Source organism: Streptomyces sp. Edi2, assembly GCF_040253635.1.
Lineage (GTDB): Bacteria > Actinomycetota > Actinomycetes > Streptomycetales > Streptomycetaceae > Streptomyces.
In genome coordinates this window covers 3,681,176-3,701,944 of record NZ_JBEJGX010000003.1, presented here as the reverse complement: position 1 = coordinate 3,701,944, position 20,769 = coordinate 3,681,176, and the positions used below count along the sequence as shown (strand labels likewise).

At 72.8% G+C, this 20,769-nt stretch carries 19 protein-coding genes; 8 read left to right on the top strand and 11 right to left on the bottom strand.

Annotation, left to right across the window (positions count from 1 at the left end; all coding sequences use genetic code 11):
* The first annotated feature begins 339 nt into the window (after positions 1-339).
* Complete coding sequence (locus ABR737_RS19550; RefSeq protein WP_350251454.1) at positions 340-672, top strand: hypothetical protein; 333 nt, start codon at positions 340-342, stop codon at positions 670-672.
* Between the two features lie 173 nt (positions 673-845).
* Here the strand turns inward: ABR737_RS19550 and ABR737_RS19545 are convergent, their stop codons facing one another.
* Positions 846-1,469, bottom strand: coding sequence for a hypothetical protein (locus tag ABR737_RS19545; protein ID WP_350251453.1), 624 nt, complete (start codon positions 1,467-1,469; stop codon positions 846-848).
* Positions 1,470-1,552: 83 nt separating this feature from the next.
* On the opposite strand from ABR737_RS19545, the gene ABR737_RS19540 reads away from it, so the two are divergent.
* Entirely contained in the window at positions 1,553-2,269 is a 717-nt protein-coding gene (locus ABR737_RS19540) for a VIT1/CCC1 transporter family protein (protein WP_350251452.1), read from the top strand.
* A gap of 196 nt (positions 2,270-2,465) precedes the next feature.
* Here ABR737_RS19540 and ABR737_RS19535 read toward each other — a convergent pair whose 3' ends face one another.
* The 4 genes from ABR737_RS19535 to ABR737_RS19520 form a co-directional block, all read right to left on the bottom strand.
* Complete coding sequence (locus tag ABR737_RS19535; protein WP_350251451.1) at positions 2,466-3,596, bottom strand: P1 family peptidase; 1,131 nt, start codon at positions 3,594-3,596, stop codon at positions 2,466-2,468.
* A complete protein-coding gene (locus ABR737_RS19530) occupies positions 3,589-4,440 on the bottom strand; it encodes a hypothetical protein (protein WP_350251450.1) in 852 nt (283 codons plus the stop codon). The genes ABR737_RS19535 and ABR737_RS19530 overlap by 8 nt, the downstream gene beginning before the upstream one ends.
* A 601-nt stretch (positions 4,441-5,041) precedes the next feature.
* The gene (locus ABR737_RS19525; RefSeq protein ID WP_350251449.1) at positions 5,042-6,199 is read right to left on the bottom strand and encodes a low temperature requirement protein A; all 1,158 of its coding nucleotides are present in this window, start codon (positions 6,197-6,199) and stop codon (positions 5,042-5,044) included.
* A 244-nt stretch (positions 6,200-6,443) separates the two neighbouring features.
* Entirely contained in the window at positions 6,444-7,475 is a 1,032-nt protein-coding gene (locus ABR737_RS19520) for a methyltransferase (protein WP_502964489.1), read from the bottom strand.
* Positions 7,476-7,687: 212 nt separating this feature from the next.
* Between ABR737_RS19520 and ABR737_RS19515 the strand changes: the two genes are divergently transcribed.
* On the top strand, positions 7,688-9,103 hold the full coding sequence (locus tag ABR737_RS19515) for an amidohydrolase (RefSeq protein WP_350251447.1): 1,416 nt from the start codon (positions 7,688-7,690) through the stop codon (positions 9,101-9,103).
* Positions 9,104-9,233: 130 nt separating this feature from the next.
* Positions 9,234-10,313 (top strand): MerR family transcriptional regulator, encoded by a 1,080-nt coding sequence (locus ABR737_RS19510; RefSeq protein WP_350251446.1) that lies wholly within the window; start codon positions 9,234-9,236, stop codon positions 10,311-10,313.
* 215 nt (positions 10,314-10,528) lie between these two features.
* Here ABR737_RS19510 and ABR737_RS19505 read toward each other — a convergent pair whose 3' ends face one another.
* The 3 genes from ABR737_RS19505 to ABR737_RS19490 form a co-directional block, all read right to left on the bottom strand.
* On the bottom strand, positions 10,529-11,743 hold the full coding sequence (locus tag ABR737_RS19505; protein ID WP_350251445.1) for an NAD(P)/FAD-dependent oxidoreductase: 1,215 nt from the start codon (positions 11,741-11,743) through the stop codon (positions 10,529-10,531).
* A 108-nt stretch (positions 11,744-11,851) separates the two neighbouring features.
* The gene (locus ABR737_RS19500) at positions 11,852-13,060 is read right to left on the bottom strand and encodes a sulfite exporter TauE/SafE family protein (protein WP_502964346.1); all 1,209 of its coding nucleotides are present in this window, start codon (positions 13,058-13,060) and stop codon (positions 11,852-11,854) included.
* Entirely contained in the window at positions 13,045-13,845 is an 801-nt protein-coding gene (locus ABR737_RS19490; protein WP_350251444.1) for a GntR family transcriptional regulator, read from the bottom strand. Before ABR737_RS19490 ends, ABR737_RS19500 begins: the two co-directional genes overlap by 16 nt.
* Positions 13,846-14,273: 428 nt before the next feature.
* On the opposite strand from ABR737_RS19490, the gene ABR737_RS19485 reads away from it, so the two are divergent.
* The 4 genes from ABR737_RS19485 (at position 14,274) to ABR737_RS19470 (ending at position 17,914) form a co-directional block, all read left to right on the top strand.
* On the top strand, positions 14,274-15,677 hold the full coding sequence (locus ABR737_RS19485; RefSeq protein WP_350251443.1) for a rhodanese-like domain-containing protein: 1,404 nt from the start codon (positions 14,274-14,276) through the stop codon (positions 15,675-15,677).
* Between the two features lie 179 nt (positions 15,678-15,856).
* A complete protein-coding gene (locus tag ABR737_RS19480) occupies positions 15,857-16,402 on the top strand; it encodes an AMP-binding protein (protein WP_350251442.1) in 546 nt (181 codons plus the stop codon).
* 662 nt (positions 16,403-17,064) lie between these two features.
* Entirely contained in the window at positions 17,065-17,640 is a 576-nt protein-coding gene (locus ABR737_RS19475) for a MepB family protein (protein WP_350251441.1), read from the top strand.
* A gap of 4 nt (positions 17,641-17,644) precedes the next feature.
* Positions 17,645-17,914, top strand: a complete 270-nt coding sequence (locus ABR737_RS19470; protein ID WP_350251440.1) for a hypothetical protein — start codon at positions 17,645-17,647, stop codon at positions 17,912-17,914.
* 43 nt (positions 17,915-17,957) lie between these two features.
* On the opposite strand, the gene mscL is transcribed toward ABR737_RS19470, so the two are convergent.
* The 3 genes from mscL to ABR737_RS19455 form a co-directional block, all read right to left on the bottom strand.
* Entirely contained in the window at positions 17,958-18,464 is a 507-nt protein-coding gene (gene mscL, locus ABR737_RS19465) for a large conductance mechanosensitive channel protein MscL (RefSeq protein WP_350251439.1), read from the bottom strand.
* A gap of 830 nt (positions 18,465-19,294) precedes the next feature.
* Positions 19,295-20,128, bottom strand: a complete 834-nt coding sequence (locus ABR737_RS19460) for an S-methyl-5'-thioadenosine phosphorylase (protein ID WP_350251438.1) — start codon at positions 20,126-20,128, stop codon at positions 19,295-19,297.
* A 232-nt stretch (positions 20,129-20,360) separates the two neighbouring features.
* Positions 20,361-20,735 (bottom strand): FmdB family zinc ribbon protein, encoded by a 375-nt coding sequence (locus tag ABR737_RS19455; protein ID WP_350251437.1) that lies wholly within the window; start codon positions 20,733-20,735, stop codon positions 20,361-20,363.
* Between the last annotated feature and the right edge of the window lie 34 nt (positions 20,736-20,769).

Genomic DNA, 20,769 nt, shown 5'->3' with positions numbered 1-20,769 from the left:
TTGCTGCTCTTGGCGTTCGTGTCGGCGCCGGTGGACGGCGGGGGCTGCGGCCGGTGCGGCTGCGGCACGTGCGTACTCCTCACGTCGCGGACGAGGTGCCGTCATCGTCCGCGACGGCCTTCGCCGAGGGGAAGCCTCCGGGGTGGCCAACCGGGTGGCGTGCACCCTGCCGTGACGGCCTCTTGGGCGGCCGATGTGCCGCGCCGTGACGGGAATGTAGCGAAATGTCATAGGAGATGCGTCACTTCGGGACTTAAGTCCCAAGATCCCCTGTCGGACGGCCTGGCGTGTGGTGTCTACTGGCTCTGCCCCAGCGCCTCATCCGTCCGGGAGGACCGCATGCTCCCCTCCGCTTCGATTCTGCAGCAGATCGGCCTCGGCGTGTTGCTGGCTGTGGCCATCGTCTGGGTCGTCGGGCTGGCCAGACTCCTGCGCCGGGGGCGGTACGAGTCGGCCATGTGGCGTGACCAGCGGGAAATGCGGGCGCGATACGCGCCGCGCAGGCGCTTCGCCCCACCGTCCCCGGAAGGGCTGCCCGCACAGCGGGGGCTGCTCGGTTCCGTCCCTCGGCAGACCGGGCCGGCCGGGCCGCCGTCGGAGTGCGTGGAGCTGAGCGCCGCCGAGCGTGCGGCGTTCGAGGGTCTCGTACGGCAGCTGACCAGCCGGAGCTGACCGGCCGCGGCCGGCCGGGGAAGCCGACCGGAGCCGACGGGAGCTGACCGGGTAACCGGCCTGAGCCCGGTCCCGGTACGCACGCTCTCGGTACGCACCGTTCCAGGTACGCACCGCCCTCGGTACGCGGTCTCGGCGCACCGGTCGCAGCCACGGGTCTCGGCGCACCGGTCTCAGTGCACCGGGCCCAGCCGCAGCATCGCCAGCGCGGCCAGCATCTGTACCGATACCGCCGCCGCCGACTTCCACGTCGACAGGTGGTGCTGGCCGCGTATCAGCAGTACGGCGAGGACGTAGCCGAACCCCCAGGTCGTCCAGGTCGCGGCCTGGACGAAGGTGGCATCGGTCGGCAGCCAGGCCGCTATGGCCATCCGCGGCAGATCCGTCACCCAGAAGAGCACGATGAACAAGCTTGCCGTGGGCGCGAAGCGGCCTATGCCGCCGAGCGTCCGGGCGATGGCGTGGGCGACCGAGCCCAGCGCGAGGCTGGCGGCCAGCACGCCCGCCTCGCCCAGCCCGAGGAGCTTCAGCGCCGCGGCGTGGTCGACGGCCCACTGGGTGTGGAACGCATCCACCGACAGCACCCCGATGCCACCGCTGATCAACGACAGCAGCACGGCGGCGCTCCAGGCACTGCGGTCCCGTGCCTCGTCCAGCACCTCCACCGGGCGGTACCAGAGCCCGAATATCAGCTGGTGCCACCACAGTCGGCGGCGTGGTGCCGGCTTGCGGGGAGCCGGCTGGACGAGCGTGGGTGGTGGCGGCTGGGGAGGCGGGGAGGGGGGTGGTGCGGACATAAGCCGTTTCTACCACCGGCCCATTCGGGGCGGGGCGGTGGCGTCGGGGGAGGTGCGCCCGGTGGGGATGGGACGCTCTGACGATGACTGTGCAGACACCGGACCACGACGAGGCGCACGGCGGCGGGCTCGGCAGCCGCCTCAACTGGCTGCGGGCGGCGGTACTTGGCGCCAATGACGGCATCGTCTCCACCGCCGGACTCGTCGTCGGAGTGGCCGGAGCCACCGATGCCCGTGGCGCGCTGCTGACCGCGGGACTGGCCGGACTGCTGGCCGGGTCCATGTCGATGGCGGCCGGTGAATACGTATCGGTCTCCACCCAGCGGGATTCGGAGAAGGCCGCGCTCGCCCAGGAGAAGCGGGAACTGGCGACCGAGCCGCAGGCCGAACTCATCGAACTGACGGAGATGTTGGAAGGCAAGGGACTGAACGGGCAACTGGCCCGGGAGGTCGCCGAGCAGCTGACCGAGCATGACGCGCTGCGTGCGCATGCGGAGGTGGAGCTGGGGATCGATCCCGACGAGCTCACCAATCCCTGGCATGCGGCGGGGGCGAGTTTCCTCGCGTTCACGGCGGGGGCGTTGCTGCCGTTGCTCGCGATCGTGCTGCCGCCGGCCGCCCAGCGGTTGTGGATCACGGTGGTCGCGGTGCTGGCGGCGCTGGCACTGTGCGGCTGGAGCAGTGCCCGGCTGGGGGCAGCGCCGGTGGGGCGGGCGGTGTTGCGGAATGTGGGCGGTGGCGCCGTGGCGATGGGGGTGACGTATGCCGCGGGGTCGGTGCTGGGGGCGGTGGGGGTGTGACCGGTCCGATGGGCGGTGCTCGGCGCAGTTGGAGGGTGACCGACGGTACGGATGGCCGTCTGCGTATCAGGCTGTCCGTGGGTCGGGGAGTCCGTGGATCAGGCCGTCCCGCAGAGGATCAGGCCATGCCGTAGGGGGTCAAGCCATCCCGTAGGTGATCAAGCCGTCCCGTAAGGGAGCAGGGTCCCGTAGGGGATCAGCCCGTCCCGTAGAGGTCGCGGTACGACAGGAAGACCCCGCCGGGCCCGTCCACCGTTTCCGCCTCCCTGGCGGCCCGGACCACGGCGCGGGTCAGGACGTCCGCGCCGGCGGACAGGATCTGGTTGAGGGCCCCGGCCTCGGCGTGCACGTCGAACGCCGCTTCGGCGCGGGCCTCTTCGGGGGCGAGCGGGCGCGTGGCGGTGGACAGCGCGAAGACCGTGTCGCCGTCGGACAGGAGATGGACGGGGCGGATCGCGCGGGCCAGCCCGTCGTGGGCGGTGCCGGCGAGCTTGAGGGCCTGGGCGCGGGTGAGGGTGGCGTCCGTGGCGACCACGGCGAGGGTGGTGTTCAGCGGCGGGCGGACGGAGGCGGCCGAGCGGGCCCGGGATATCTCCCCGGCCTCGGCCAGCCGGCGCGCGGCGGCGGCGTGCACCTCGGGGGAGGGCAGGTCCGCCGGGCTTTCGTACAGCCGGCCGTAGAGGGCGCCGGTGCGCGGGTCGGCGAAGGAGCCCGCGGCATTGACGGCGGCCAGCGCGGCGACGGTGGCGCCCGACGGGAGGACCGCGCTCGCGGTGCCGATGCCGCCCTTGAGGCCGCCGGCCACCGCGCCCGTGCCGGCGCCCGTATTGCCCTGCGCGACCGGGGCGCCGGGCCCGGTGTCCGCCGCGGCTGCGGCCGCCGCCCGGCCCAGTGCGGCGTCCGGGCGGGCCCGCCAGTCGCCGCCGCGCCCCAGGTCGAAGAGGGCCGCGGCCGGCACGACCGGTACGACCTGCGCGGGGTCGGGGCCGACGCGGAAACCGCGGCCCCGCTCCTCCAGCCAGCCGGCGACACCGGATGCCGCGTCAAGACCGAAGGCACTGCCGCCGGTCAGCACGACCGCCTCGATGCGCTGGACGAGGTTGCGCGGGTCGAGCGCGTCGGTCTCCCGGGTGCCGGGGCCACCGCCGCGTACGTCGACGGCCGCGACGGCGCCGCCCTCGGGGGCCAGGACGACGGTGGTGCCGGTGAGGTACCCGCCCCCGGTCCGCTGGGCGTGGCCGACCCGGAGGCCGAGGACATCGGTCAGCGCGTCCTGCGGCCCCGCGGGGTACGGCGGGTGCTCAGTGACCGGCGGGTGCTCAGTCATCGGCGGATGCCCGGTAACCGGCCGGCCCCATCACGATGACCGGGTGCAGGTCGGGGTCGAGGGTGCGCAGCAGTTCCTGCATCACCTTGGGCTTGAGGCTCACACAGCCCTGGGTGGGGCCGTCGTGGTCCACATGCAGCCAGACGCCGCCGCCCTTGGCGTCGCCCAGTGGGCGCTGCTGGTCCAGGGGAGAGGTGCCGGGCTCCCGGTTGTAGTTGATGGCGATGACGTAGTCGAAGGCGCCGGCCAGCGGCTCGCCCTCCACGCCGGTGCCGTCGGCGACAAAGCTGGTGTTGTGGTCGTAGGGGAGTTTGGTGTCCTCGGGGGCGTTCAGCAGCCCGCCCGCGTCGGTGAGCGAGAAGACACCGATGGGGGAGCGCAGATCGCCGTAGCGGTGGTCGTCCGTCCAGCCGTGCGCGGCGTTGTGCGCGGACCAGGTGGGGCCCGGCTCCCAGTCGTCGGAGCCCTCCTCGCGGGTGTAGAGGACGACACGCGACTCGAAGGAGTCCATGCCCTTGCCCGTGACGACCAGGGCCTGCCGGGAGTCGGCCGGTATCCGCTTCCTGGCGGCGTCGCTGAGGCCCGGGATGGGGCGGCCCGCGGGGGCATTCGGTGCGGCGTTCGGGGCGGATTTCGCGGCGGACACGGGGACGCGTGGCGTGTCCGGGCCGGAAGCCGTCGAGGACGTGGTGCTCTTGGCGTCGGTCGCGCTGGTGTGGTCGTCGCCCGACGCGGGCCACGCCCACAGGGCGGTGCCGACCAGCGTGGAGAGGGCGAGACCGCCCACGGCCTTGCTGCGCCGGGACAGTCTCGTCCGCGCGCGGGACTGAGCGTGGCGGGCCATGGCTGGCGTCTCCTCAGGTACGGACGGCGGTCGGTCCCCGGGTTTTTCTGCGGCTCTTTCCCGGGGCGCCCCTGTCATAAAAAGGGCAATCTGCACCCTACCGCTTCAGAGTAGACGCGCCTCCGCTGGCCCCGGTGAACGGTGGGGAACGAGGGCGCCAAGTGGCGGGAAGCGGTGTCCATTGGTGGGTAATTGACGGGGTATGGGGTGAAGGCGGCACCGAGGGTGCTGCTGGTGAAGGGCCCCTCCGGTGAAGGAAGCGAAGATGGCCGAATCTGATGCCGGATCAGGGCGGTTGCGGAGGTTTGCACGGCAGTTCGGCACGCTTATGGGGGAGGCGCAGAGAGGCCTGCGGGCGCGCCGGGAGGCCCGTGCGGGGACGCTTGCCGAGATCCGTGCCGGGGCGCTCGCCGAGATGGGTGACGTGGCGGCCGCTGCCCTCCACGGGTGCGGTGCTCAGACGGGTGAGGGCGGCGGCATGCCCGGTCGCTTCTGCTCCATCGGCGCGACTCCCTGACGGGGTGTGGGCAACACGCCCGGGGCACTTCCACTCCACGGGTGCGGTGTCCTGACGAGGTGTGGGCAACACGCCGGGGCGCTTCTACTCCAGCGGTGCGGCACCCTGACGGGATGTGAGCAACACGCCGGCCGCCACCGCGCCGGATGCCACCAGGCCGGCCGCCAGAACCGCCCGGTGCCCGGCGAAGGTGCACACCAGGACCAGCAGCGAGGACACCGGAAGCACCAGCTGCTGCGCCGCGCCGCGCTTGTGGTGCCGGGAGTGGATCAGCCACACCGTCATCATGAACAGGGCGGCCGGCACCGTGACACACGCGGCCGCCGCGAACGCCGACAGATGCGCCCTGCCGAACGCCTCCTCCACCGCGATCTCGATGCCCGCGCCCACCGCGGCCGCCGAGCCGAACACCAGGTAGTGGCCGTAGCCCCACAGGAACGACTCGCGGTTCGAGTGCAGGTGACGGTGGATGGGGACCGCGAAGTAGATCCAGTACGCGGCGAAGACCAGCAGCAGTCCGCCGCCCGCGATCGGCAGCAGGACGCCGAGCTCGTCATTCGCGTCCAGCGCCGACTGCACGGCGACGGTGGCCGCCGCTACCGTCTCGCCCAGCACGATGAGGGTGAACAGGCCGTAGCGCTCGGCGATGTGATGCGGATGCCAGGTCGTCTGCCGCTCCCGCTCGGCCAGTGCGGGGACGGCCAGCTCCAGCAGTCCCACGACGACGAACACCCATGGGACGTCCTCCTTGGGCAGCGCGAGCAGGCCCAGCCAGCCGACCTGGCACGCCGTCATCCCCAGGGCGTAGCGCAGTGCGGTGCGCCGCTCGGCGTCCCGGCCGGCGAGTGCGGCCCGCAGCCACTGGGTGACCATGGCCAGCCGCATCACCAGGTACCCGCACCAGATGACCGTGAAGTCGCTCTGGGTGAAGGCGCGCGGCACGCCGGCGGCCAGGACCAGCACCCCCGCCATCTGGACCAGGGTCACCACGCGATAGAGCGGGTCATCGGTGTCGTACGCCGAGGCGAACCAGCTGAAGTTCATCCACGCCCACCAGATGGCGAAGAAGAGCATCAGGTATCCGGAGATGCCGTGTCCCGGGTGCCCCTCGGCGAGCGCATGGGCCAGCTGCTGCCCCGCCTGGGCGATCGCCACGACGAAACACAGGTCGAAGAAGAGCTCCAGCGGGGTGGCGGTGCGGTGCTGCTCGTCGCGGCGGCGCGCCCGCATGAGGACCGGCACATCAGCTCCTCTCCTGGGCCGGGGCGGCCGGCATCAGTACAGCGCGGGCGGGCGGTGCCGCCCATGAAGAGGAGCGGGGCGCGGCGTGTCGGGCGGTCGGTGCGGGGAGTGGGCGCGGCGTGTCGGGCCATCCACGACGGAGGCGGGTACGACGTGTCGTTCCGCCTCCGAGGAGCTGGGGGCGGCGCGTCGCGGCGTGTCGTTTCGTGTCGCGGCGTCTCGTGCCCGCGGGTGTTCGTGGTGGCTACTCGGCGACCGCCTCCACGATCGAGGGGAACGCCGGTGTGGGCAGTATCCGTGTCAGCCGGAACCCGCCCGCCGACAGCAGGGTGGCGAACTCCTCCGCGGTCCGCTCCCGTCCGTCGACCACCGCCATCATCGCGACGTCCAGGGTCTTGCCGAAGTGCGGGGCATTGCCCGGCGGCAGTACGGCATCGATGACCAGCAGCCGGCGGCCCGCCGCCATCGCCCGGCGGCAGGTGCGCAGGATGCGCAGGCAGGCCTCGTCCGGCCAGTCGTGCAGGACGTGCTTGAGGACGTAGACATCGCCGTCCTCCGGCACGGACGCGAAGAAGTCGCCCTCCTGGGTCCGCCAGCGGCCCTTCAACTCATCGCCCTCCAGGAGGTGGTGGGCCAGCGGCGGCGCCTGGTCGAAGAGCACACCGGTCAGCTGCGGGTGGCGGCGCAGCGCGGCGCGCAGCAGCCCGCCGCGGCCACCGCCGACGTCCACGACCGTGCCCACCGCGGGGAACGGGTACACGTCGGCCACCGCCGCGTCGACCGGGGCGGACACGGAGGACATCCCGTCGTCGAAGACCCGCCGGGTGGCCGGATCCGTCGTCAGATGCTCGAAGAGGGGTGCCCCGAAGAGCCGTTCGAAGGACGCGCCCTCGTGCCTGACGGCCTCCGGGAGGGCGGCCGAGGTCCGCAGGAACAGCTCGTCGGTCGCCATCATGACGGCCGGGTGCATCGAGTCGGGGACGTCGGTGCGCAGGGGGACGGCGGACGGCGTCAGGTGGTAGGCGCCCGCGGTGTCCTCCCGGAAGAAGCCGCGGGTGGCGAGGTAGCGCAGGACGCGGCGCAGCTGCGGCGCCTGGGTGCCGGTGGCGGCGGCCAGCTGCTCGGGGGTGCGGGGGCCCGCGGCGAGGTGGTCGGCGAGGCGGTGGTGCGCCGCGGTGCGCAGGGCGGCGGAGAAGACATGGCCCATGGCCTGTTCCATCAGATGAGCCGCGAGATCGCGGGGCTCGCCGGTCGGTGGGGTGGGGGAACTGGCCAACGTCGGCCTCCAGTCGTCGGCTTGGGCGTGCTGGTCCTGGCCACAGGCAGGGTGATCCACGGTTGCAGTCACGGGCTTCGGTGTCACGATCGGGCAGGGCGGCACCCGCGAAGTCCGGCCAGGGCAGGGCGGCGTGCCCCTACGGGGCGGCTCCGGGGTGGGTGGGGGGCAGAGGCGCGGTGCGGGGCGGCGATCCATGGTCGAATGCATGTATGAGCGACAGCGACACGACAGGCATGACCGGCCCGACCGATGACGCCGAGCACAGTGACGACTCCGCCGCCGTCCTGGCCCCGCTCGACGACCGCCTCGCGGACCTCGTGGCCCTCTACGAAGACCTGCACCGCCACCCCGAACTCGGCTTCCAGGAGACCCGTACGGCCGCCGAGGCCGCCCGCCGGCTGACCCGCTGCGGCTATGACGTCACCACCGGCATCGCCGAAACCGGAGTCGTCGGCGTGTTGCGCAACGGCCCGGGGCCCGTTGTCCTGCTGCGCGCCGACATGGACGCACTGCCCGTCACCGAGAACTCCGGCCTGGACTACGCCTCCACGATCCCCGGCCGGATGCACGCCTGCGGGCACGACGTCCATGTGACCTGTCTGCTGGGCGCCGCCGACCTGCTCGCGGCGGCCCGAGACCGCTGGTCCGGCACGCTGGTCGTGCTCTTCCAGCCCGCCGAGGAGGTCGGCAGCGGGGCCCGCGCCATGCTCGACGCCGGCCTCTACACCAAGGGCCTGGTCCCCACGCCCGATGTGGTGCTGGCCCAGCATGTCGCCCCCCTCGGCGCCGGGCTGATCGCGTACTGCTCCGGACCCTGTATGGCCGCCGCCGACAGCCTGGAGATCACCTTCCACGGCACCGGCGGCCACGGCTCCCGGCCTGAGACCACGGTCGACCCGATCCTGATGGCGGCGGCCTTTGTGCAGCGGGTGCAGTCCGTGGTGGCCCGCGAGGTCGCGCCGAAGGACCGGGCGGTGGTCAGCGTCGGCTCCTTCCAGGCCGGGGACACCGCCAATGTCATCCCCGACCGGGCCGTCGTACGGCTCAGCGTGCGCACCTTCGACGAGGCGGTGCGCACGGCCGTGCTGGCCGCCATCGACCGCATCGCGCGCGCCGAGGCCGCTGCCTCCGGTGCGGACCGGGCGCCCGAGACCGAGGTCCTGGACTCCTTCCCCGTCACCGTCAACGACGCGGCGACCCTGCAGCAGGTCAATGAGCAGTTCACCGGAGTCTTCGGCGAGCAGCGGCTGTTCGCCTACGAACCGGCCACCGGCAGCGAGGACGCCGGACTGCTGGCCACCGCCGCCGGGGCACCCCTCTACTACTGGTGGCTGGGCGGCTGGGACCCGGAGGAGTTCCAGGCGGCGCTGGCCGCCGGGCGGCTCGCGCAGGACATCCCCTCCAACCATTCGCCGCACTTCGTCCCGGTGGTCCGGCCGACCCTCACCATGGGCGTCCAGGCGCTGACCGCCGCGGCGCTCAACCAGCTGGCCCGCGCGGGCACGGACACGAAGGAGGCGGCGGACCCGGACCCGGCGGAGGCGGCGGACCCGGACACGGTGGAGGCGGCGGACCGGGCCGGCCAGGGCGGGGCCGGCCGGGGCGGGGCGGCGGCAGCCGTTTGACCTTGTCCTTGGGGGAAGCCCCAGCATCGGCCGTACCGGGCGAGGCGCCCGGTACGAGGAGGGCGGACGGGTGGACCGAGGGGCGGGCCGGGGAGTGGACCGAAGGCCGGACCGACGGGTGACCGGGGGTGTGGGTGACGCGCCCCACGGGGACGGTGAGCTGCTGACCATCGGGGCGTTCGCCCGGGCCTGCCGGCTCTCGCCGAAGGCCCTGCGGCTCTACGACGAGCTCGGCCTGCTGACCCCGGACCGTGTCGACCCGCGAAGCGGCTACCGCCACTACGCCCCGGCCCAGCTGGAGCGGGCCCGGCTGGTGGCCTGGCTGCGCCGGCTCGGTATGCCGCTGGCCCGCATCCGCGAGGTGTGCGAGCTGGTGCCGGACGCGGCGGCCGGGGCGGTCGCCGCGTACTGGGCGCAGGTCGAGGCCGACACCGCCGCCCGCCGGGACCTGGCCGCCTTCCTCGTCGACCAGCTGTCCAGGAAGGACACCGTCATGACCGAACCGCTCACCCCGGTGACGATGCGCTGCGCCGCCCTGACCGATCAGGGACTGGTGCGCCCGGCCCAGCAGGACGCCGCCTACGCGGGACCGCGGCTGCTGGCCGTGGCCGACGGCTACGGCCCCCGTGGCGGCCCCGCCGCGACGGCCGCGATCGAGGCGCTCAGGGAACTGGAGCACCGGGATCTGGCCTCGGCGGACCTGCCGGCCGTCCTGGAGGAGGCGGCCCATCGGGCACACCGCGCCGCCCCGGCGGCCAACGAGGCCTCCGGCAGCACCCTCACCGCGCTACTGCGCTCCGGCTCGCAGCTGGCGCTGCTGCACATCGGGGACTCGCGTGCCTACGTCCTGCGCGACTCCGGCCTCTTCCGCGTCACCCACGACCACAGCCTGGTCCAGTCGCTGGTCGACGAGGGCCGCCTCACCCCCGAGGAGGCCTCGTCGCACCCCCAGCGCGCGCTGCTGCTGCGGTCGCTGGAGGGCGGCACCGCGTTCGCCCCTGACCTGCAACTGCTGGAGGCCCGGCCCGGGGAGCGCTATCTGCTGTGCACCGACGGCCTGACCTCGGTGGTGGCGGCCGAGACGATCCAGGACGTGCTGACCACGGCCGACGGCCCCGACCATGCCGTACGGGACCTGATCCGACTCGCCCGCGAGGCGGGGGCGCCGGACAACGTGGGGTGTGTGGTGGGCGAGATCAGGGCGGCGTAGAACGGAATCCGGCGCGGCGGCGGCCGGCCTCCCCGGACGGCTGCCGGGCTCTCCCTGCGGACAGGCCGGGGCCCGTACACCGTCCCGAAGCCACTGCCGCGAAACCACCGCCACGAAGCCACATGTCCGAGGCCGTCACCCCTGGGCCGTCACCCCTGGGCCGCCGCCCCTGAGCCGGCGCCCCCTGAATCCCTGCCCCTGAAGAGTCTCCGCCCCTAGGCCAGACCCTTGAGCATCCCCTTGAAGTAGAGCTGCGGCAGCCCGTAGCGCTTGAGGAACCACATGTCGGTGCGTTCCCGGGTGGTGTCGATGAAGGGGATCGAGGGGGTGGGCTGCAGGTCGTAGTCGAACTCGGCGAGCAGCATCTTGTGCCGGGCGGTGACCAGGGGGCAGGAGGTGTAGCCGTCATAGCGGGCGGTGGCGGGGCGGCCGCGCAGATGGGCGAGGAGGTTGGCGACGACGACCGGCGCCTGCTTGCGGATCGCGGCACCCGTTTTGGACGTCGGCAGGTTGGCGACATCGCCGAGCACGAACACATCGGAGAAGTCAGGGTGTTGGAGGGTTTCCCGGTCGGCCTTGACGTACCCGAAGGGGGAGTCGGGGTCGGCCAGGGGGCCGTCGGCCAGCCACTCGGGGGCGCGCTGCGGCGGTACGGCGTGCAGCAGGTCATAGCGGACGGTCTCGTCCTTGCCGGTGGTGTGGTCGGTGATCACTGCCTCGCGCGCCGCGCCGTCGAGCCGGGTCATCTCGGAGCTCAGCCGCACCTCGATGCCGTACCGCCGGGCCGTCTCCGTCAGCGCACGGGAGAAGACCGGCACCTTGAACATCGCAGGCTCCGGGAGCACCAGGATGGTGCGGATCGCGCCCAGCACGCCGCGCTTGCGCCAGTGGTCGGCCGCCAGATACGCGATCTTCTGCGGGGCGCCGCCGCACTTCACCGGCCCGGACGGCATGGTGAACACCGCTGTCCCGCTGCGCATCCGGCGGATCAGATCCCAGGTGAGCGGGGCGAGATCGGGCCGGTAGTTGCTGCTCACCCCGCCGTGTCCGAGGGCCGAGGCCAGGCCGGGGACGCCGTCCCAGTCGAGCTGCAGGCCCGGGGCGAGCACCAGCCGCCCGTAGGAGAGGACCCGGCCGGAGGCGGTGGTGACCGTACGGGAGGCCGGGTCGACGGCGGTGGCGCGCTCCCGCAGCCAGCGCACGCCGGGCGGTATGACCTCCGCCTCGGTGCGCAGCGCGGCGCGCAGCGGGGCCTGGCCGCCGCCGACCAGCGTCCACAGCGGCTGGTACCAGTGTGTTTCGGACGGCTCCAGCAGCGCGATGTCCCGGACACCGGCGCGGCGCAGCCGGGCGGCGACGGTGATGCCTGCGGTGCCGCCGCCGACGATGAGGACCTGGTGGTGGGACGGGGCGGCGGGTGCGGGGGCCATGTGCTTCCTCCTGGTGGGTGGTGACTGGTGAGTGGTGTGTGGTGGGGGCGCGATGCGGGTGGTCGGCGGCGCATGGGCGAGGGATCGGGACCCTGGGGTCCGAGGGCGTCAGGGGGACCAGAGGCGGGGCAGGGCGGTGGCCGCCATGGAGACGGCCAGGACGGTGACGAGGCAGGCGAAGGCCGTGGTCAGGGTCTGCGGGCGCAGGCGGGTGGTGAGGCGGTTGCCGAGGTGACTGCCGATCGCCGCGCAGGCCGCGAAGCCCGCCAGCACCGGCCAGTCCAGATCCCCCGTACCGGCCCTGGTTCCCAGCGCCGTAAGGGAGTTGAGGAGTATGACGAGGAGAGAGGTGCCGATGGCGACCGGCATCTCCAGGCCCAGGACCAGGGTGAGCGCCGGTACGACGACAAAGCCGCCGCCGACCCCGAAGAAACCGGTGAGCAGCCCGACGGCGGACGCGGTCACGGCGAACCGGAGGGGACGGGCGGGCCGGAGGGGACGGGCGGGTCGGGAGCCTGCGGGCCGGGGGCCGGTGGGGTGGGTGCCTGTAGGGCGGGTGTCCGGGGGGCTGCTGTCCGCGGGGTGGGCCCCCACAGGGTGGGCCCCCACAGGGTGGGCCCCCGCTGGGTCGGCCCCCGGGAGATGGGAGGCCTCGGCGGTCCGGCCTGCGGAGGGAGCCGGGCTCGAGGTGTCCCGCACGGGTGAAGGCTCTGGGGCGTCCCGTACGGGCGAGGGCTCTAGGGTTTCCCGTACGGGCGAGAGCCCCGGGGTCTCCCGTACCGGCGCGGGCTCCGGGATGTCCCGTAAGGGCGCAGAGCCCGGCGAGTGGCGAAGGGGCGCGGGCGGCTCCGGAGCATCACGTAAGGGAACCGGCCCCCTCGGCTCTCCTGAAGAGCCCGTCTCCGGGGACTCCCGTAAGGGGCGGATGCCGTCCGCAGCCCGCCTTTCGCGCAGCCCCCGTGCCACCAGCGTCGCCGCCACCACGAGCAGTAGCCCCGCGAACGCCGCCATCAGCACCGCGGGGTCCAGCGCCGCGCTCCACCGGGAGCCGAGGTAGCTGCCGGCCGTACCCAGCGCCCCGAACGTCGCACCGGCCGCCCACCGGACCCGCCCGGCACGGGCATGGCAGACCAGCCCGGTCACCGAGCCGACCGTGACGACGATCAGCGCGCCCGCGGTCGCCTCGTGCGGCGACTGCCCCAGCAGATAGACCAGCGCGGGCACCGCCAGCACCGAACCGCCGCCGCCGAGCGCGCCCAGCAGCAGACCGATCAGCAGTCCGCACGCCAGCGCCGCGGCGGCTATGAGGACGGACACGAGGCACGCGGCGCGAGGGCGACGGCCGGGCTCCGGTCGGACCACTCCGCGACGAACGAGAACCGGTCGCCGCGGACCACCGTCTCGCGCCACTCCACCGGCCGCGCCCCGGCCTGCCCCAGCCGCTCGATGGTGAACGCCGCCTCCCGGTCGGCGAGCCCCAGCAGCCACGCCTGCCGGACGTCCGGCAGGAACGGCTGGATCCGCTCCCGGCCGCCGGTGACCTTCACCCCGCAGCGCCGCGTCAGTTCTCCGTAGAGCGAGGTGTGCCCGAAGTCGGCGTCCAGCAGCGGCTCGGCGACCTCGGCGGGGAGATACGCGGTGTCATGCGCGAGCGGTTCGCCGTCCGCGAGCCGCAGCCGTTCCAGTACGACCAGCGGCGCATCCGGAACCAGCCCCAGATGCCCGGCGACCGTCTCCTCCGCGGTCCGCTCCAGCCGCAGCACCTCACTGCGCTGCTCCACGCCCTGGCCCTCCAGCTCACGGAAGAGGCTGTAGAGGGAGCCCAGCGGCTGCTGTATGCGGCGGGTGTCCAGCCGGCTGGTGCGGCCGCGCTCGGCGATCACCAGCCCGTCGGCGCGCAGCTTGCGCAGCGCCTCCCGGACCGTGTGCCGGCTGACCTCGTACTCGCCGGTCAGTCGGTGCTCGGCTGGGAACTCCGCACGGAACGCGCCGGCTTCCATCCGGCGGCGCAGATCGGCGAAGAGCTGCGCCCACAGGGGCAGCGGCGAGCGCCGGTCCAGGGGACGCGGGCCGTGCGCGCCGTCCGGCGGCTCGTTCGTCATGGTGGGTTCCTCCGCGGGCGTACGGGGTGGTGTGGGCGGTGCGGGTGGTGCGGTCGTCGATGCCGAGCGAGTCGGTACGGCCGCCCGACGGCCGGGTGCCCGACGGGCTGGGTGCCCGACGGGCTGGGTGCCCGACGGACCGGTTGCCCGATGGCCGGGCGTCGGACGGACCGGGCAGCGGCCGGCTCGCCCGAAGCTGATGTGACGTCACACACCCGCGCGCGAGGCGATGTCGTGCGTGATGCCTGCCACCTCGTCACCCAAGTTCGCCTGGTGCACCGTCACATGGAGCCCCGGGAAGGCGGCCTCGGCTTGTCGCCCGCCATCCGGCTCCCTAATGTACGTACATCCGTGCATCCGCACAACGCACCCTGCCCGGGCGGGCCCCAGCCGCCGCGCACGGGCCCCGCGCACCCTGGAGGCCGACCGTGCACTTCGCGCAGTACTACCTCGACTGCCTCTCCCAGGCGTCGTATCTGATCGGCGACGAGCGCACCGGCCGCGCCGTCCTCGTCGACCCGCGCCGCGATATCGACGAGTACCTGCACGACGCGGAAGCCGCCGGCCTGCGCATCGAACTCGTCGTCGAGACACACATCCACGCCGACTTCCTCTCCGGCCACCTCGAACTCGCGCGGGCCACCGGCGCCGCCATCGCCTTCGGGGAAGCCGCCGAAACCGGCTTCCCCATACGGCGGTTACGGGACGGTGAGCGCATCTCGCTCGGGGCGGACGACGGCGAGGGGGTCACCCTCACCGTCCTCGCCACCCCCGGCCACACCCTGGAATCCATCTGTCTGGTCATCCGCGAACACCCGGACGACGAGGAGCCGTTCGGCGTGCTCACCGGCGACACCCTCTTCGTCGGCGATGTCGGCCGCCCGGACCTGCTCTCCGCCGCCGGTCACTCCCCGCAGGACATGGCCGCCCGTCTGCACCACTCCCTGCACACCAAACTCATGACCCTCCCGGACGCGACCCGGGTCTTTCCCGCACACGGCGCGGGTTCCGCCTGCGGCCGCAGCCTCTCGACCGAGACCAGCTCCACGATCGGCAACCAGCGCCGCGTCAACTACGCCCTGCAGCCCATGCCGGAGGCCGACTTCGTCCGGCTGGTCACCGCGGGACAGCCTGCCACCCCCGGGTACTTCGCGCACGACTCGGCCCTCAACCGTGACGGCCACGCCCTCCTGGAGCCCGGCCCGCCGCCCGCCCTCACCCTCGACGAGGCGCTCGCGGCCCGCGACCGGCAGGGCGCCGCCCTCCTCGACTGCCGTCCGTTGGCCGCCTACACCCGCGCGCACCTGGCCGGTTCGCTCCATACGAGCCTGGACACCCGGTTCGCGGAGTACGCAGGCAGCGTGGTCGCCCCGGGCACCCCCATCGTGCTGCTCGCCGACCCCGGTACGGAGCAGGAGGCCCGCCTCCGGCTCGCCCGTATCGGCTACGACCATGTCCTGGGTCATCTGCCCGACCCGGCCGCCGTACTGGAGCGCACGCCCGCCCTCGCGCGACGCAGCCATCGCATCCGGCACGACGAGCTGCCCGGGCCGGCGAGCGAGTTGCCCGAAGGTCACGCGCCCGGCACCCAGTTGATCGATGTCCGCAACCCGGCCGAGTACGAGGCGGGTGCTCTCCCCGGTGCCCGCAACATCCCGCTGGCCGGTCTTCCTGCCCGCATCACCGAACTGGATCCGGCCCGTCCGGTGGTCCTGTACTGCCGCAGCGGCAATCGGTCGGTGATCGCCGCAGCCCTGCTGGAGGCGCACGGGTTCGGGGACGTGTGCGATGTGGTGGGGGGATACGACGCGGTGGCCACGGGCGCGGGGTGAGCGCGCGCCCGGTGGGCCGGAGGAGGGATGGCGTGCGCCCGAAGGGGGAAGGAATCCTGGGTGACGGGCACGCTGCCCTCGTACGCGACCCGTGCGCCGGTGCCGTACACCGGCGCGTACAACGGACGTTCAGTGAACGTTGATCAGTGATCGACATCCTGGTCCGCATGTTGCGCCGTATGACCTCAGAGCATGCAGATGACGCCCGGGATGTGCAGGAACCGGAGGCGTCGCGAATCGCCCTCACCTGGAGCGGGGAGCCGGGACGCCATGAGGAGCTGACGCACGGCATGCTCCTCGACCAGGCCGAGCGGGCCGCGGCCGCGCTCACCCGGCTCGGGGTACGGGCCGGTGACCGGGTCGCGGTGCATCTGCCACTGGTGCCGGAGTCGGTGATCGCCACGCTCGCCTGCGGCCGACTGGATGCGATACGCACCACGCTGCCGGTCTCGTTGACGGTGCCCGAACTGGTCGCACGGACGCGTGAGTCCTCGGCCCGGGTGCTGATCACGGCCGATGCGGCGTTCTGGGACGGGGCCGTACGGCCGGTGAAGGCGGTGCTCGACCACGCGCTGGCCCGGGGCGCGGCCTCGGGGGGTGCACCGGGGGGTGTGCCGGACCGCACCGTGCTGGTGGTGAACCGGTGTTCGCGGCCGGTCTCCTGGAAGCCCGGCCGCGACCTGTGGTGGCACGAGGCACTGGGCACCGGGGCGGCCACCCGCTGACGGGGCGGCCGCCCCGAGGAGAGGCCGCCCAGAGGAGAGGTGGCCCGAGGGAGAAGCGGCCGGTGGGAGAGGCCCCCAGGGGAGAGGCGCCCCGCGCCGGTTCAGGGGAGGCGAGCGGATGCCCGGCCCATGGCGGTACAGGGGCAGGCGCGACCCAGGCGGGGACAGGGACAGCCGCGGCCTATGCCGGGTTCAGGGAAAGGCGTGCTGGCCCACGCCGGTGAGATGGCGCAGCTTCACCCACTGAGCCCGGAGAACGAGCCGTGTGCCTCCCGCGTGCCTAGCGTGGATTCCGTGGACCAGCCGCGGACGCCCCACGTGCCCTACCTGCTTTACCTGCCCCGGCTGCGGCCCCGGAGGCATCACTCTTCCGACGGGGTCGTCGTACTCGCCCCCGACCGGAAAGGCCCCTCCTCATGGCCCGCCACGAGTACGCTCACCCCCGCCATCCCCTGCCCGGCACCAACCGGAACCGGCTCCTCAGGCGCAGCCACGCCTCGCAGGGCCCGCCGACCCGCCCCCGCGACGGTCACCGCCCGCAGCCCGTACCGACCCACGACAAGGGCCGATGAGGCGGGAGGCGACCGGGCGGCCGCACCGGCCCGCAAAGCCCCGGCTATCCCGCTGACCTGCGCGGCGGCCGGCAATGGCACGATGGCGCAATGGCGACAAATTCCGCTGAATCCTCCGCGCAGTGCCCCGCAGGTGCCGAGCCCTGGGCTGGTGGGGAATCGCTGCACGAGGAGCTTCTTGCGGCGAAGACGGCGGTGTACGACCCGTGCGGGTTCGTCTGCTCGCGGCCGGTGCCCGAAACGGAGAGCGCGGAGTACGCGGCCCATGAATTCACTCTCGACGGCCTGGCCGTCAGGTTCCGGGTGGCCAAGACGACTCCGACGAAGGCCGGCCAGTTCGTCACCGTGTGGAAGCGCAGCCCCGGAGGACCGATCCAGCCGTTCGACTCCGCGGACGCGGTCGATCTCTTCGTCATCAGCAGCCGCCAGGACGGGCACTTCGGGCACTTCGTCTTTCCGCGGGATGTGCTCGCCGGACGGGGCATCGTGTCCCGGAACGGCACGGGCGGAAAGCGCGCGTTCCGCATCTACCCGCCGTGGGTGGAGACGACCAGTCGCCAGGCCCGCAGCGCACAGGCGTGGCAGGTGGAGCACTTTCTGCCGATCGAGGCCGGCGGTGCCCTCGACCAGGCCCGTGCCCGGGCGCTCCACGCGCCCGTACCCTGAAGGGGTGAGCACCAGCAACGGACCCGAGTCGGCCCCCACGCCCCAGGACGCCCAAGACGCGTCCCAGGAGGCGTCCGAAGCCGCACAGGCCGCCGCGCCGTCGCCGGCTGTGCGCCCGGCCCCCAAGCCCGCCGCGAGGCTGATCTTCGACGATCCGCTGAACCAGCAGTCCTCGGACGACACCGACCGTGGCTGGGGCGAGCGCCCGGACCGTAGTGACAGCGCCGCCGACCTGGCCCGCTTCCTCGACGAAAAGCCGCCCCACCACCTCTGAGCGAGGCGAGGGGGCGGCGTGGGCCGGCCGCCGTGGGCGCCTGCTACTGCTGAGTCTTCTGTGTGCCGATGATCCCCGCGCCGGAGGACGGCACGGACGGTGAGCCGGTGCGCTGCGCGATCAGCGCATCGCGGATCTCGATGAGCAGCTGGATCTCGGTCGGGTCCGCGGGGATGCTCTCGTCCGCCTTCCTGGCCGTCTGGCGCTCCTTCCACTTGTTGATCGGAAGGATCATGAGGAAGTAGACGACCGCGGCGGTGATCAGGAACGTCAGGGCGGCGCTGAGCACCGAGCCCCAGAGGATGTAAATGCCGTCGGCGAACGCGCCCGTCTTGGGATCCTTGGCGCAGGTCTCGGTCAGGCAGGACTGGTAGTGATCGAGGTTCTGTGAACCGAGCGCGCCCACGATGGGGTTGATGATGCCCTTGACCACGGCGTTCACGATGTTCGTGAAGGCAGCACCGACGACCACCGCGACCGCGAGTTCGATGACGTTGCCGCGCATCAGGAATTCCTTGAATCCCTGCAGGACGCCCTTGCTCTCGCTCACCTGACAGCCTCTTTCCACGCTCACTACGGATGGTGCATCAACAGTCAGCACCGCAACTTACGGCAGGGCGGGGCGGAGGTGTCCAGTCCTGCCCCGTGCACCGGCGATCGGCCGGAGCCCCGGCGTGCGTCCGGCGGAAGGTGCCGACCCTGCGGACGCCGTGGACGGAAACCGCGGTGGTGGTGCGGTGAGCGCGACTCCATTGGCGCGCGGCGGATGCCCCGCCATGCGCAGCAGTGTCGCGTGCGGGGAGTACGGATGCCACTTGATCTTGGGGCATGGTCACCGCCCTCCCGCGGGCGTTGCCGACGGGCAGCCGGAGACGGGCGCGGCTCGTACGGCGCCGTACGAGGCTCCGCAGGCCAGTGCTGCGGCGGTCAGCGCCAGGGCGGCGGCCACCGTTCGCTGCCGCGTGTTCCGGCCCCGTAAGCGGCGGCCGCCGCCCGCTCGTACGGGAGCGAAGTGCGGCACGTCACACGGAGGGGGAGTGGGGAGCGGCGGGAAGAGAAGGGCGGGGTCCTCCCGGGGAGGGAGCGGAGGGAGGGGAGAGGGAGGCCCGCAAGAAGCAGAAGGCGCGGAAGGGACGGAAGGAGCGGAAGGGGTGTGGGGCATGGTGGGCACCGCCTGCGATGAGAGGTCGGAGGGACCGGGCTCACCACCGTGCCGGAATCCGCTCCCGCCCGCTCCGGGCTGTGGACGACCCCGCCCCTGTGGACAACCCGGCCACCCGCAAGGGGGAGGCCGAGCAGTCCGCCGAGGCCGTCACGGCAAGCCCAAGGCCGTTACGGCAGGCGAGTCCAAGGGCGTTACGGCAAGCAGCTCCGAGGCCGTTACGGCAGGTCGATGCCCAGGTCCCAGCCGGTGTGGACCTCGGTGCACAGGCAGGCGCGGCCAGCGGTGTCCGGGAGGGCGGCGACCGCGTCGAACAGGACCTCCCGCAGCCGGCCCACGTTCTCCGCGAACACCCGGAAGACCTCCTCGTGGGACACGCCGTCGCCGGTCTCCGTGCCCGCGTCCAGGTCGGTGACCAGCGCCAAGGAGGTGTAGCACAGGCTCAGTTCGCGGGCCAGGACGGCTTCGGGGTGGCCCGTCATGCCGACCACCGACCAGCCCTGTGCGGCATGCCAGCGCGATTCTGCGCGGGTGGAGAAGCGGGGGCCTTCGATCACGACCAGGGTCCCGCCGTCGACCGGCTCCCAGTCCCGGCCGCGCGCCGCCTTGAGGGAGGCCTGCCGTCCCGTGGGGCAGTACGGGTCGGCGAAGGTCAGGTGGACGACATTGGGGATCTGCCCGTCGGGGAGCGGTTCGCCGTCGAAGTAGGTCTGGGGGCGGGCCTTGGTGCGGTCGACGAGCTGATCGGGGACCAGGAGCGTGCCGGGGCCGTATTCGGCGCGCAGACCGCCGACCGCGCACGGGGCGAGGACCTGGCGCACACCGAGCGAGCGCAGGGCCCAGAGGTTGGCGCGGTAGTTGATGCGGTGCGGCGGAAGGTGGTGGCCGCGGCCGTGCCGGGGCAGGAACGCGACCCGGCGGCCGGCGATCTCTCCCAGGAACAGCGAGTCGCTGGGGCGTCCGTAGGGGGTGTCCACCGTGACCTCGGTCACGTCGTCGAGGAAGGAGTAGAACCCCGATCCGCCGATTACACCAATCTCCGCGTCAGCCATGCCGGTCACACTATCGGGGTACGGAGACCGGGGAGGGGCGGGTGCCGAAGCCGAAAGAAAGCCGTAAGACCGAGCCGGGCGCCGTAAGGCCGAGCCAGGCGCCGTAAGGCCGAGCACGACGCAAGAAGACAGCGCAACGAGCAAGACGCGAGGCCCTGTGCACATCAGGCGGAGCGTGGCGCAAGACGACGGGCCCCGCCGTCGGTGACGGCGGGGCCCGAAGAGCTGTGGGTCAGGCTGCGGAGCTGGCGCTCGAGGTGCTGCCCGACGACGACGACGCGGCGGCCGGCGTCGAGGACTTGCTGTCCGAGCTGCCGGACGAGGAGCCCGACGAAGAGCCCGACGAGGAGTCGGAGGAGCCCGAGGAGTCCGACGAGGACGAGTTGCCCGACGTGGAGGCGTTCTTCCCGGGGCTGCTGCTGGACGACGAGCCGCGGCTGTCGTTGCGGTAGAAACCGGAGCCCTTGAAGACGATGCCGACCGCGGAGAACACCTTCTTGAGGCGTCCCTGGCAACCGGGGCACTCGGTGAGCGAGTCATCGGTGAACTTCTGCACCGTCTCGAGGCCCTCGCCGCACTCGGTGCACTGGTACTGGTACGTCGGCACTTGTCTTCCTCCTGGCACTCTCACTCGATGAGTG